A 14,575-nucleotide genomic window follows, 5' to 3' on the forward strand; every position below is an offset into this window, starting at 1 on the left:
ACAATTATTAATGTCTTATTAAATTCTCTTCTAACTCTTCAAGGGTTTGGCCTTTGGTTTCTTTCACTTTACGTAGTACAAACAAAAAGCCCAAAAAGCAGATCACCGCATACATATAAAACGGCCCGTAGGTACCCAGCAGCTTAGCCAGTATCGGGAAGGTGAACACCAGTATAAAATAGGCTCCCCACAACGATACAATGGCTACTGTTGATGCCGCGCCGCGGATCTTGTTGGGAAAGATCTCCGAAATAAGCACCCAGGTGATAGGCGCAAGTGAAAGTGCATAGGTGCTGATAGCCAGTAACACAAAAACCGACACCAGTTTAGCCGACAGGTGATTTTGCAGTAGGTAAGCCAATACGATATAAAATATAGATAAACCTAAAGAGCCAATGAGCATTAATGGCTTACGGCCAAGCTTATCAACCTGCCACATTGCCAGCAGCGTAAATACCAGGTTAACGATACCAATAGAAACAGTTTCAAACAGTTGCTGGTTCAAACTTGAACCCACCGAAGCGAAGATGGTTGACGTATAATTAAACACCACGTTAATACCGCAAAACTGCTGAAACACAGCCAGCGTGATACCTATCAGCACCGCAGGGCGTACCGCTTTTTCAAATACCGCGCGGTATGATTGCTTGCCTGTCCCTCCTTTCAATGACTTTTCAATGGCTTCCTGCGTGGCGGTAACAAACTCTTCAGTACCTATTTTATAAAGAACCTTTTCAGCATCTTCATTCCTGCCAACCTTCATGAGCCATCTCGGGCTTTCGGGCAGGAACAATACACCCAGCATAAAAACTACTGCAGGCACGGTACCTAAACCAAACATCCATCGCCAGGCGTTATCGCCGGTATCAGCCAAAAAGTAATTACACAGGTTGGTGATCAGGATACCCAGTACTACCGTAAGCTGATTGATGGCCACGTTACGTCCGCGTACTTTGGCCGGCGAAATCTCGGCAATGTACATGGGGCAAAGCATGGATGCCATCCCTACGCCAACGCCGGCTGCAAAGCGCATGGTAATAAAATAGGCAAGCCAGGTTGAAACCGAAATAGCCAATGATGACACTGCGAAGATAAACGCGGCAATCATCAGGCCCGGCTTGCGGCCAAATTTTTCGGCAATGCTGCCGGCAATGATACAGCCCACAATACAGCCCAGCGCCAGTGAGCCGGTCAGGAATCCCTCCCAAACCGGATCAAGCGCAAACTCTTTACGGAGGAATGGTAATGCACCCGATATTACAGCAAAATCAAAGCCGAACAGGTAGCCGCCCAGCGCCGATATAAAGGAAATCCCTATAATATAGCTGCTATTAAACTTAACTTCTTTTTTTAAATCAGTAATCATTTGTTATTGGTTAGCTTCTTCTTAGTATAAATCTACTTTTATTTAGGTCTATATTTATTTGCTTTAAGCCTTCGGCTTTCAGCTCTTACCTCCCGTGCAGGTGAACAACCGCGCCGCCACCCGGTGCCAGTTTCAGGTTTAGTTTGGTTGATCGGTTTACGGTGATGGTTTTATGCTCGTATTTTTCAGCGTTTTTATCTGCATCGGCAGCATCACTGTATAGGTCTGCTGTATAACTAACACCTGCTGGAAGGAAAGAGAAATCAACATTGACGTCCCTTGCATCCCAGTTGGTCATGGCACCAATGTACCAGTCGCTGCCCGTCTTTTTTGCTATCGCGATGTATTCGCCTACTTTGGCATCCAGTGGTTTGGTTTCATCGAAAACAGTTGGTACTGCCGATAAATAAGCTTCGATATCCGGGTACTTTTCGTACTCGGTTGGCGAATCGCAAAACACAGCCAGCGGCTGATCAAATACCACAAACATGGCCAGCTCATGGCAGCGGGTGCCTTGTGTTGAAGGTAGTCCCTCAGCTATTGGCTTAAAAGTATCTTTTGATTTATTGCGCATAGATCCCGGCGTATAATCCAGCGGACCACCCAGCATCCTGATAAAAGGGAACGTAGTATGATGAACGGGATTGGTGGTAAAATCCCACTTTGAACATTCCTGCCCGCGCACTGCCTCATAGTTAACAATATTTGGATAAGTGCGCTGCAAACCGGTTGGTTTTGAGCAACCATGAAAATCAACCATTAAATGCCTTTTAGCAGCCCCTTCGGCAATTACCTGCAGCCATTTGATAGCCTGCTGATCGTCCCGGTCAAAAAAATCGACTTTAATACCAACCGCGCCAATCTCCTTCAGATAATCCAGATTGGCATCCAGGTCTTTCAACAAAGGTGCAGCCACGCACCATACAAAAATGCCTACGTGTTTTTCATTAGCATGCTGAATTACTGCCCGGATATCGGTTTTTTGAAGACGTTTTTTAACATCGTAATTGTCGCTCCAGCCGGCATCTATCATCATGTATTCCAAATGATTTTTGGCAGCGAAATCGGTATAAAAATTATACAACTGCGTACTACGGTTTTCCATACCCGATGGAATTGGCGCACCGGGCAGGATAGCATCATGCCACCACTCCCAGGCCGCTTTGCCGGGTTTTATCCATGCTGTATTTTCCAATACCGATGGCTTCGAGAGCTTATAAATGAGCTGGTTGTTTAATAAAGTTTTATCATCGTCAGTAGCGATGAGCACGCGCCACGGGTATTCTTTTTTACCGGGTTCTTTGGCGATATAATTTTCGCGCGAGGTTACTACCGAAACAAAATCGCCCCAACTACCCATTTTGGTCGTGGCCGGATAGCCAGCCCATTCGCCTGTGATATTGCCTTTTTTCTTTTTAACGTACATGCCGGGGTAATCAAACAGGTCGGCCTCTGCAATAACCAGCTTTACGCCGTTATGGTAAGTGTATAAAGCCGGGGTGATGGCATGTTTATCTTCTTTTACTTCGCTGATGGATTTGTATTGGTTATAAGCCAGTTCCCAGGCGGTGTAATTGTCGGTTTCGGCAATAGTTGTGCCGGGCGCACCCTTCAGGTTAAAACCGGCCTGCTCGCTCATTACTTTCACCGAATCTTTTAAATCGGTAACAAAACGGTAAGCAACACCTTCGTTATAAGCGCGGATAAGCAGTTTATAATTCCCTGCAAAACTGATAACCAATTCGTTATAATTATCGGTAAGTACAGCAGCCTTGCCATACAGCGGGCGGATGGTTTTATTTACTGTTGATGGTTTGGTACTTAATACTTTGGTATTTGCACCAAGGGTAGTTTTATCCAGCTTAAGGCCAATGGCCGATGGCGAGATCAGCTGGTTATTTTTATAAGTCAATGAATAGCTGATGCTGTCATTTACCTTAAGCTCCAGTTTCAGGTTATTATCGGGCGATTTAACTGTGTAGGTTTGCGCCGATGCCGCAAGGGCAAAAGCAGATAGCATAGAAAATATCAGGGCGTGTTTTTTCATATAGTGCCGAACTTGTATAAAATGCTTTGATCGTAAACATCGCCTGCCTGTAATGTGGCCTGCGGAAAATTGGGATGATTAATGCTATCCGGATAATGCTGACATTCCAGGCAAAGTGCATCGAACGGTTTTGCCGGTTTGCCGGTATGGTTTGGCGATATGCTGCTCAGGTAATCGCCTGTGTACAGAAACACGCCGGGATAATCGGTATAAACTTTGAGCGTACGGCCCGATTCTTCGTCGGTTAAAAGAGCGGCACAAGCCAGTTTGTTCTCTTCCGCTTCCGTATCGATGATATAAAACAGGTTAAGCCCTTCAACCCGACTTTCATCTATCTTAAATTTATCACTTAACTTGTTATTACTGAAAGCCTTTTGCCGGGCAGGAATAATAGCTCCGCTTGGCGTATAATCCTCGTACGAATCCACAATATACTCCGACGATATGGTGAGCTTATGGTTATAGATCTTACTCTTAAATGCCGACAAATTAAAATAGGCATGATTGGTAAAATTAGCTATGGTAGTTTTATCGGTAGCGGCTTTATAATTGATCAACAGCTCATTATCATCGCTCCAGGTGTAGGTAACGGTAAGTTCCAATGTACCGGGATAACCACCATCCCCATCAGGGCTGGTCAGCGTCATGATCACGCCATTATCAATAGCTTCGGCAGCGAATACGCGATAGTTAAAGCCGCTTTTGCCTGCATGATTGGAGTTTTTACCGTCGTTGGTATCCAGATAATAGATCCTGCCATCCAACTTGAACCGCGCATTGCTGATGCGGTTGGCGTAACGGCCAATAGTTGAGCCTACATAACAGGTATCGTTTAAATATCCATCCAGATCAGGGAAGCCCACCACTACATTTCCAAGCTGTTGCTGCTTGTCGGGCACCACAATGGATACAATGGCTGCACCATAATTGGTAAGCTCAACATAAGCCCCGTTTTCGTTTTTGATCCTGAAAAGAGAAACATCGGCGCCGTAAAGTTGCCCCCATAAGCTGGATGAAGTTTTAACAGCCATGCGTGTATTGATATTTAAATTGGTACCTCATGTATTTATCTGTCGTTAAACAGGCGGTTACCTGTTTTAGTCGCTAATTGGTTTTGGTAAACCTACTATGAAACAGCGGTTAAAAAAATGGATATTTTTCAAAAAGTGATGGATAATCCTATCATCAATACATAGTTTTCGAAAACTTGCTTTGATCAAAAAAATAAATACCTTTAAGCACCAATTATGCTGTAATGTTATGAATGCGATAGCCGAGCCCAAAAAGCGGATCAAAGAAGGCTTTATAGGTCAAAAAATGATCGTATTGCCGCCAAACATTAAAAAATCCATCACCAACAATGCTTTGATCAAGGGCTTTTACCTTACCGCCATAGGCTATTACCCAAAGGCTGCCTATCATGACCGGGAGCGCCGCACCGGCAGCAATGAATATATTTTACTTTACTGCATTGATGGAGAAGGCTATGTTTATTTAGGCGGGCAGGACCACATCCTTAAACCCAATACTTTTTTCATCATTCCGCGTAACGTTGCGCATCGTTACAAAAGCTCCGAAACCAATCCCTGGAGTATTTACTGGGTGCATTTCAGCGGCTTAAATTCGCAACTCATTTATGAGCGCTCGCTCGAGAACGGGCAGCCCGTGGTGCAATCCGTTCCGTATGATAGCAGCCGGATTAAGCTTTATGAGCAGATCTACGCCGTGCTTGAACACAGCTATCATGAAAAGGAAATGGAGATCGTAAATATCAACCTGCTCAATTTCATCTCTTCGTTGGTATACTACAAACAAACAAACCCGGTTGATTATGATAACGATTTTGTGAGCAATTCTATCGCTTACATGAAAAAGCATATCAGCCAAAAGTTTGAGGTAATGCATTTGGCTAAGCAGCAGGGCATTTCGGCATCGCATTATTTGCGATTGTTCAAACAAAAAACAGGTTCATCGCCCATTAACTATTTTAACCTGCTCAAGATCCAGGCTTCATGCCAGTATCTCTATTTTACCGACAGGAGTATCAAGGAGATCTGCTCAGATCTGGGCTTTGACGATCCTTATTATTTTTCAAGATTGTTTACCAAGTTGATTAGTATGTCGCCATCAAAATACCGGAAAACACATAAGCGGTAATTAGGCTATTTACAACTTACGAAGTTTTAAAAACTTCGTAAGTTTGGCTATGCACCTGCACCCGCCCAAACCCCGACTTTTCCATATCAGCGAACAGCCCGGCATCAGCATATTTACTCCCCGCCCTTCCCCATCGCATTTTGATAATATTACAGGTAATCTTGTTTTTGCTATAAACGATCAGTTGCTGCACAATTACCTGTTGCCCCGCGATTGTCCGAGGGTAACGTTTTATGCAGGAGCTAATACTACTGACGCAGATAAGCAAAGGTTCATGGGCAATACAACGGCCAGTCATGTTGTTGCTGTGGAAAGCGGCTGGTATCAGCGGATCAAAGAAACGACACTATACTGCTATGAGTTTTTATCTGACGATTTTGTGTTGATAGATGAATGCGCAGGCTATTACGTATCCTATAAACCGGCTTTGCCAATAGCGGTTACCGTTATTGATGATATCATGGCCGCGTTGTTAAGCAGAAATATTGAACTGCGGTTTATGCCATCTTTAATTTGTATTGCGGAGGCAGTCCGCGATTCCAGCCTGCAGTTTTCATTGATCAGGATGCGGAATGCGAAGGGATAGCTTCCTTAAAAAATTGTCATTTCGAAACGAGGAACGAGTGAGAAATCTTATACTCCCTATTGAGCGACTATGCTAATCGGATGCCTGGCGTATAAGATTTCTCTTTCGCCCCTGCGCTCACTCTGCCCCTGCTCAGTCGAAATGACATCTTTTATAAAGCCTCCGTCCCCCCTTAAAACCACAAATCCCGCTGCTTCAATTGAAACAACGGGAAATTGCCATTATTAAACCAAACCAAGTTTTTATTTATCCACTTTGTACATCGTTAGTTCTATGAGATGGAAGTAATTTGTTCCGCCCCAGGTTTCCAGTACTTTGAACCTGATATAACGGTAGGCAGGCAAGTCGGCAGGGAAGTTGAACGGCTCGCCGGCTGCGGCAAAGTCGGCATCAGCCTGGGTGGTTTGCCCTGTTGGCAAGCCTGATGGCTTAACCGAGGTAAAGCTTGCCAGTTTTGTCCAACTGCCATAACTACCATCCGCACCTGGGCTGTTGCTGCCGTAGATCTCGAAGCGTTTAGGATTGCCATAATTATACAAGGCTGAAGTACGCTGCCAGATCTTCATTTTAGCCAGCGATGCCTGCTGCCCCATATCAAACGTAAACCATTGCGGCATGCTTGTTCCCGGTGTATGGAAGCCCGGTTCATTGGTGCTCTTATCCCACAGGTAATAAGTTTCCCAGCCGTATGCCGACGGAATATCGGTAGGCAAATTATAGGCTTTAAACAATGATTTGTCGCACTCTACTATCCCATAGATCTTTGGAAAATCATCAAAAGCTGCGGTATTGAACACATCAACCGCATCAGCCGTTGGTTTGTATGATGACCGGTACTGGATAGCTGTTCCCAGTTTAAGATCGGTCAATGTTATCCCGCTACTATCTACACTAAGTTCTTTTGTTGCCTCGGCACCAGCTGTATTGGTGTATTTGATGGTGGTTGAAACGTTACCGGTATCGGCCTTAATAAAAAACAACCTCACCGAGCCATTATCATTTACCTGGAATGGATTAGCCGTATTATATGAACGGTTTAACAAGGCCGACTGATAGGCCGCGCCATAAACACGCACATTGTTAATATCCTGTCCAACTGATGAATTGCCCGCATTATCCCTCGCTACCAACCTGAAACTGTACACATACTCTTTTAAATTAGGGATGGATACACTGATCGAATCCGCCGGGCTGTGGCTTGAAGCATCAACAATTACCGAGTCGGTGGCGTTGTTCCAGGTGATCTTATAGTTTTTAATACTCGGATCGGGGCTTGGGTGCCAAACCAATACCGCCCTTAAATTACCGGGATGGAAAGTTACTTTACTTGCCAAACCCGGATAAGTTACCTCATGGTTGTCTAAAAACGCCTTATAATCCTTATCGTACTTTTTACAGGCAAATATTGCAATACTCGCCAAAAAGAAAGCAGCTATACTGTATCTGATCTTCATGTCTTTAATTTTTAATTGTATTACAATGGGTTGCCATATAATGAGATCTCCAGTGCATTCACATAATCCAAACCGCCCCAGGTTTGTGTACATTCCAACCGAATGAATTTAGTAGCAGGCGCGTTGATGTTGATCTTGAAGTTTACACCCGCGGCCACAAAAGCCAGATCGGACGCGTTGGCCTGGTTTGGCGGTAAGCCCGACGGTGGGTTAGGATAAGTAAAGTTGCCCAGGTTAACCCAATCGCCGGATACCGTGCCGGGAGCCGAATTTTTAGGCAGCACCGAATCTTTTGGCGCATCGCTGCTGGTGCCCCATAAGGTAAGCTGCCTGATATTCTGGTAACCGAAAACACCGCTCAACCTTTCCCATAAAACAAAACGGCTCAGCTTGGCATTTACGCCCAAAGCAAAGGTCCCCTGTTTGGTAGGTGCACTGAGGGTATGCCAGCCAGGTTCGCCGGTGTTACCGTCAAACAGGTATTTGAACTCCCAGCCATAGCCGATAGGGCTATCGCTATCCAGATGATAAGTATAAAATTTGCTTTTGTCCAGCAAGGTTTCAAAAAGCGGCGTAAGGGTTTTATATACCGTATCCGAAACATTGCCAAACCTATCGGTAGTGTATACACCAAACTTTTTAGGCGTGGCATCAAAACCACGTACCGAAAAATTCACCGAATCGGTATTGATGTATTGCGGGTCCTGCTCGTCATATTTATTGGTTTTATCATTTAACGATAGCACATGCACGGCAATTGGCACTTTATTAGGGTTTAAGCCGAAGAAATTGGCGCCGCCAAAATCGGGAGTAATATCCAGGTTATCATTGATGAGTAAATAGTTGGGCGTTTTAGGACTAACCTTTACCACAACCGGATCTGATTTAACGTTGGCACGGCTTACCGCATACAGGGTAACTTCGTAGTCTTTAGCCCTCGCAAAACCATCAACTGTAATGGTATCCGTATAATAGCTGGCCTTGGTTTCCCTGGTTGTTTTATCATTAATGTTATAACTGGCTAAAACGTACAGCAGGTTTTTGGAATTGGGCAGCGTATAGGTAAGCCTTGCCGCGCCATTTAAATTCTCAACCTTTACATTGGTGACCACGCCGGGCTTAGTAGTATCATTGGATACCACCTCGATGTTTGATTCGCCCTTTTTACAGGAAACGATAAGCATGATCAGCAAAACCGGCATAAGCATTAAACCGGTGAGCCATCTGCGGTTATTAATCTTTTTCATAATTTATATTTCTATATTAATTATTTAATCTTTTCAGTAAACAGATGCTCCTACCAGTAAGGATTTTGGGTAAGGTTATTATTCACTATCAGATCATTAGTACTGATAGGCCATAAATAATCTTTGATACCAAATACCGGCTGTATGATGGTTTGCGGGCGATAATAGTTAACCGCGGTACCCTCATAAATATTCCATCCCTGGATGGGCTTGCTCAGCACATCCTGTAGTTCTTTCCAGCGGCGCAGGTCCCAGCCGCTTTGTGCTTCAAAACAAAGCTCAATCCGGCGTTCCTGGTGAATGATAGCTCTTAAACCATCTTTTGAACCTGGTTTGGAGGGATTTTTTGAGTAATTGCTCCATGATGCCTGCACACCATCTAAACCTGCTCTTGCACGTACCCTGTCAATGTATGAGTAAACCTCGGCTGTTGGGCCCTGCACCTCGTTCAGCGCTTCGGCATATAACAGGTATAAACCTGACAGGCGCATTACCGGTAAATGATAGTTTTCGGTAGTGAAGATGTTGTCATAAACCGACAGGTAATTGGCCAGCTTTTTAGGCCAGTAACCGGTGATATTGGTAGCGCTGATACTTTTAGGACCGGCCAAGGCATAAGGGCCGCGGGCCTGCACATAATAAGCAGTACTTTCGTCGCGTTTACCGTTACCAAACCAGATACCACCATCAAAACCGATATCGGCATAAAACCTCAATTCGCGGTTAAAGTGGGCTTTGGCGGTTTCGTAGCCGCTCATGATAAGCGGTGCACTTGAGTCATCGCCTGTTTGCGTGGAATTACGATTAGTATAATCCCAGGTTTTATCCTCGTTGATCGGCACGCCTTTGTCAGTATAAAACAGATCGGCAGTTTGGATAGGCACTGCAAAAGTACCGGGGTTGGTTGATGCCAAACCTACTGCCGCCGAAGTCATCCTTGGGATAGTGAAATTCTGGTAAGTAAAGCCATAATTCATCGCCCAGATCAGCTCGGGATTTTGCTCCCATTTTTCGGTGATATCATTTTGCAGGGTTAAAACCTTTTTCAGCTTGTCGGATACATTGCCTACGCCAACAGTTGGCGGCGTAGTATATAGCTTAAGCCCTTGCGCTTCGCATTCGGTTATCGCTGCTTTACAGGCATCGGCAGCTTTTTGCCATTTACCTGCATCATAAGTGGTTGAAAACAGGTTTTTACCATCATGGTCTTTAAAGCCGGCATAATCGGGGTTACCATTAAACAGCGGACTTGCAGCTGTAGTCAGGATCTCGGCCTTGACAGATAATGCGATAAACTTGGTGATCCGGCCAAACTCGGTAGCCTGGTTATCAATAACCGGCGGCAGATCAGGTATAGCCTCATCAAGCAATGACACCACATATTCAAAGCCTTCATCAACTGATGAGCGTTTACGTTTCACTTCCTCGGCCGATGCATTGATCGGAAAATTTTCCTTGATCAGCAGCATAGGGCCGTACATGCGGATGAGGTAATAGTGATAGTATGCTTTGAGGAATTTGGTTTCGGCAATCCATCTTTTCTTTTCGGATGCACTCAGGTCTATGGGTTTATCAATGTTTTCCAGCATGATATTACATCTTCTCAATGCCTGAAAAATTGCCAGACCACCGTTGGCACCATCCCAATAGTTGAGGCTTACATTTGAATTACTTTGCAAGCCGCGGATCAGGTTAAACCCTGCCTCATTAAAGTAATGATCGTTCAGTGTATTGGGGTACACGATCTCTGACGAATATACAAAACCCGGGTTGTTCACCACATCGTTTAAATGCTGCATGGTTGAGTAGCAGGTAAACAGGTAATCTTCCGCTTCGTTACGGTTACGGAAGGTATAGTCTATCGTGGCCACATTATCAGGAGTGATATCCAGGTATTTTTTGCACGACTGGCCCACGGTAACCAAGGCGGCCAGCATAACAATTTTATAATATGATCTTAAATTTTTCATCTTTCTAAATCCGTTTACGGTTATAAATTCACGTTTAAGCCCAAGTTAAACACCTTTTGTATCGGATAAGCAAAGCCGTTACCGCCCTGCTCAGGGTCCCACATTTTGAAGGGGCTCCAGGTAAGCAGGTTAAGGCCGTTAAAGTAAATGCGGCAATTGGTAAGGTGCATTGCTTTTGATATATTTTTTGGCAGCGTGTAACCTATCTCAACCGATTTAAGCCTCATGAAACTGCCATCGCGCAACCACCAGGTACTTGGCTGTAAATTGTTAAGCACTGTAGTGGAGGTAGTGCCCAAACGCGGATATAAGGCGTATAAGTCCTGGTGCTCCTCACTCCAATGGCTATCGGCAAAAGCCTGCAGCACCTGGGTATTGCCGTAGATGTAGGCGTCGTTACTCGGGATGAATGGGCTAACCTTGTTTGGATCGATAAAGAACGATACCCTTGCCTGCCCCTGGAAGAAGGCCGAAAGGTCGAACCCTTTGTACCCGGTTGAGAAACCGAAGCCGTAAACAATTTCAGGGGTTTGCGGATAGCCTAAAAAGGTTTGGTCGAGGTAGTCGATCTTACCATCGCCGTTCAGGTCGCGGTATTTGATATCGCCGCCTTGTGGCAGGATACCGTTTGTGCCGTTAGCGCTGAAGATCTGTGTTGGCGAGTTGCGGGCTTCCTGATCGTCAACAAACAAACGTTCGGCTATGTAACCATAACCGCGGCTTATCGGCTGACCGATAAAGTGCCTCCATGACTCTTTATAATCGGGCTCTTCAATGTATTTGTACCTGTTGGTTGAGTAGGTGAAGTTACCGCGGATAGATGCCCAGGCGCCATTGCTGAAGCTCTGCTTATAATCGAGCGACAGATCGACACCTTTTGAATTTACCTTACCCAGGTTGGCACTGGTTGTTGATTCCAAACCTTCGCTGGTTGGGGTATTGGTACGTTCCTGTAAAATATTGTAGCGGTTGTTGCGGTAAAACTCGGCCACTACGTTGAAGTTTTTCAGGAAGGTAGCCTCAATAGCGATATTGGTTTGTTTTGATGTTTCCCAGGTAACATCAGGGTTAGCATAGTTATTAATGAACACACCTTTACGCTCGTATTGGTTGTTGATACCAAACTGGGCATAGTTAGGCCCTGAGTTAAGGGTAACATCCGACTGGTAGAAGAACCTTTGATTGCCAATAGCATCGTTACCCACCAAACCGTAGCTGGCGCGGATCTTTAAACGATCAAGAATATTAGGGTTCCAGAATTTTTCGTTTGATACCACCCATGAACCGCCAATGGTTGGGAAGAAACCGTAACGGTGATTTGCAGAAAAACGTTCCGAACCGTTATAACCAAAGTTAGTTTCGATGAAATACCTGCTCAGGTATGAGTAAGTTAACCTGCCTGCCAAACCTAAGTTGCGGAAAGGCAACGAATACGGCAAGGTGGTAGTACCCGTTTTGGGATCTTTGGCGCTTGAGTAAAGCGTTTGCTGAGCGGTACCAATTAAGGTTGAGCTGATGTTGTGACCTTTACCAAAAGGCTTGTTATACTCCAGTGCTGTTTGCAGGTAGAAGAAAGTATTGGCATTAGGCTCATTACGGCTGTAATTCAGGTATTCGGTTGCTACGTTATTACCGGTTGGCTGTGGATTAAGCCAGGTTAAAGTGTACTGGTTGCTATCCTTATCGTAGCTACCTACGTTATAATAAAAAGGCGAGTAAGCCAGCTGCGAATCAAAGTATGAATACCTGTTGGTATTGAAAATGCTTTTAAACTTTAAACCATCGGTAATAAACTTAAAATCCTGGTTTAACTCAAACTGGGCCGACATTCTTGACTCTGATGAGTTTTTATGGCCCCTTAACAAAGCAGCATATGGGTTATTATATTGGATGCTGTTGCTGGTAGTACCTGATGCCAAACCAACGTTACCGAACAGGATGTGCTGCGCATTGGCATTGGCGGCATCCGGCTCAAAATACGCAGGGAACAGGACCGGACTGGTATGAATAGCCACGTTATATAGATCGGACGCAAAAGAACCATCGGAGGTAATAGGGCCGTTATACTCGCTGAACGTGCCCGATAAACGCACAATAACTTCGGTAGTTTTGGTCAGGTTAACGTTTACGTTTGAGCGTAACTGGTAGTTTTTGAACTTAACGTTGTTGTTATTGTTATTACGGATATCCTCGCGCAAAACGCCGTTATCAATATTATATGAACCGGCTATGTAGTACCGTGCAGTTGGGCCGCCGCCGCTAACGCTTAAATCATTACGTTGTGTGGTAGCTCTTTTTTTGAATAACAAGTTCAACCAATCCACAGCAGGGTAAACATATGGGTTACTGCCCGGCGTATGGTTAATGGTGTTAACTGTATTGTTTATTTTAGTTTGAGGGAAAGGAAGCGGCAACGATGGATCACGCGTTAACGAAGCCTCATTGTATAGGTTCATGTACTGGATAGGGTCAACCAGTTGCGGCGTTTGTGTTGATTGCGATGAGGAAAACTCCGACCTGAAATTAACTTTGGCCGGGCCTTGCTTACCCTCTTTGGTAGCAACTAAAATTACACCGTTGGCACCACGTGCACCGTATAATGCCGTAGCACTTGCATCCTTCAATATTGAGAAGCTGGCAATGTCATCAACATTTAACCGGGCAAGGTCGTTGGTTGAAAGCTCCACGTTATCTATCAAAATCAAGGGGTCACGTTTGTAGCCAAAAGTGGTTACCCCCCTGATGAAGAACGAGGCATTGTCCTGCCCCGGCTGCCCGCTGCGCTGATAGGCTATGATACCTGCTGCCTGGCCTGCAAGTGCGTTGGTAAGGTTACTTGCCGGTATTTTCAACTCGCCGGGTTTGATACTGGTAACCGAACCTACCAGGGCTTCCTTGCGTTCCTTTTTACCAAAGGCGGTTACTACCACCTCTTCGGCCAGGAGCTTTTGTTCTTTCAGCCTGACGGTAACATGCTGATTATCGGCTGTAACTACAATATGCTGGTCAATGAAACCAACAAATGAGATTTTGAGGCTGGTACCAGCCGCTACTTCAAGTACAAACCTACCGTTGATATCAGACGTTGTACCTACATTCTTAACATTTTCGGCAATGATGTTGGCGCCAGGAATTTTTAGGCCAAGGGTATCGGTTACCTGTCCTACAACCGTGATCTTGTTTTGCGCATGCACATTAACGGCAAAACATGATAGTATCAGAAGCATTAATAACCGACCAACGAAAAGATGGCTTTGCTGCCAGTCCCTCTTCACAGAAAATTGATCGTAATTGTAAAATGGTTTCATAAAATTGGGTTCATATAAATTATTTAGGGTTAGCCGTTTTTTTAAAATCAGTTGCTCGGTTGCTGAAGTCCATAGCATTCCCATGCCGGATCAGCTTAATTTTTGATTAAAATGTTAAGCAATCACCAGTAACAGAAGAATTAAATAATAGCTAATAATATCATTTGGCTGAAATGGATAAATGAGCTGCCGGGCTTATTTAGCTTTCGTAAATTTTAATTGTAGCAACGACAGTTTCGCCGTATTAAGGAAGTAGAGCTTCTTTTCATAATTTTTTGCGTTTGATTTTACTAATTGGTTTTGTAAATGTATACGAGTAGCGCAAAATTTAAAATGGATAAAACACATAAAAAGATGGATAATATTATCAACACATTCACTCTATTTTGAAGTATTTTACCGGCATTTAAACCTGCTCTTTAAACAAACCTATCAAACTG

The 14,575-nt window shown here is 44.5% G+C and carries 9 protein-coding genes; 2 read left to right on the forward strand and 7 right to left on the reverse strand.

Annotation, left to right across the window (positions count from 1 at the left end):
* Positions 1-7: 7 nt before the first annotated feature.
* The 3 genes from ACEN9X_RS05275 to ACEN9X_RS05285 form a co-directional block, all read right to left on the reverse strand.
* Complete coding sequence (locus ACEN9X_RS05275; RefSeq protein WP_413669409.1) at positions 8-1,366, reverse strand: sugar porter family MFS transporter; 1,359 nt, start codon at positions 1,364-1,366, stop codon at positions 8-10.
* Positions 1,367-1,451: 85 nt separating this feature from the next.
* Positions 1,452-3,413, reverse strand: a complete 1,962-nt coding sequence (locus tag ACEN9X_RS05280) for a glycoside hydrolase family 97 protein (RefSeq protein ID WP_413669410.1) — start codon at positions 3,411-3,413, stop codon at positions 1,452-1,454.
* A complete protein-coding gene (locus ACEN9X_RS05285; RefSeq protein ID WP_413669411.1) occupies positions 3,410-4,444 on the reverse strand; it encodes an aldose epimerase family protein in 1,035 nt (344 codons plus the stop codon). The genes ACEN9X_RS05280 and ACEN9X_RS05285 overlap by 4 nt, the downstream gene beginning before the upstream one ends.
* A 229-nt stretch (positions 4,445-4,673) precedes the next feature.
* On the opposite strand from ACEN9X_RS05285, the gene ACEN9X_RS05290 reads away from it, so the two are divergent.
* Entirely contained in the window at positions 4,674-5,570 is an 897-nt protein-coding gene (locus ACEN9X_RS05290; protein WP_413669412.1) for an AraC family transcriptional regulator, read from the forward strand.
* Positions 5,571-5,619: 49 nt separating this feature from the next.
* Positions 5,620-6,156, forward strand: coding sequence for a DUF6886 family protein (locus ACEN9X_RS05295; RefSeq protein ID WP_413671112.1), 537 nt, complete (start codon positions 5,620-5,622; stop codon positions 6,154-6,156).
* Positions 6,157-6,398: 242 nt separating this feature from the next.
* Here the strand turns inward: ACEN9X_RS05295 and ACEN9X_RS05300 are convergent, their stop codons facing one another.
* From ACEN9X_RS05300 to ACEN9X_RS05315, 4 genes are read right to left on the reverse strand one after another with little or no spacing between them, the layout of a single operon-like run.
* On the reverse strand, positions 6,399-7,610 hold the full coding sequence (locus ACEN9X_RS05300) for a DUF5000 domain-containing lipoprotein (protein WP_413669413.1): 1,212 nt from the start codon (positions 7,608-7,610) through the stop codon (positions 6,399-6,401).
* A gap of 20 nt (positions 7,611-7,630) precedes the next feature.
* Positions 7,631-8,857 (reverse strand): DUF4959 domain-containing protein, encoded by a 1,227-nt coding sequence (locus tag ACEN9X_RS05305; RefSeq protein ID WP_413669414.1) that lies wholly within the window; start codon positions 8,855-8,857, stop codon positions 7,631-7,633.
* 50 nt (positions 8,858-8,907) lie between these two features.
* Positions 8,908-10,827, reverse strand: coding sequence for a RagB/SusD family nutrient uptake outer membrane protein (locus ACEN9X_RS05310; protein ID WP_413669415.1), 1,920 nt, complete (start codon positions 10,825-10,827; stop codon positions 8,908-8,910).
* Between the two features lie 20 nt (positions 10,828-10,847).
* Positions 10,848-14,135 carry a SusC/RagA family TonB-linked outer membrane protein gene (locus tag ACEN9X_RS05315; RefSeq protein WP_413669416.1) on the reverse strand — a complete coding sequence of 1,096 codons (3,288 nt, stop codon included), beginning with the start codon at positions 14,133-14,135 and terminating at the stop codon, positions 10,848-10,850.
* Between the last annotated feature and the right edge of the window lie 440 nt (positions 14,136-14,575).

This window comes from Mucilaginibacter sp. Mucisp86 (assembly GCF_047324315.1).
Classification (GTDB): domain Bacteria; phylum Bacteroidota; class Bacteroidia; order Sphingobacteriales; family Sphingobacteriaceae; genus Mucilaginibacter.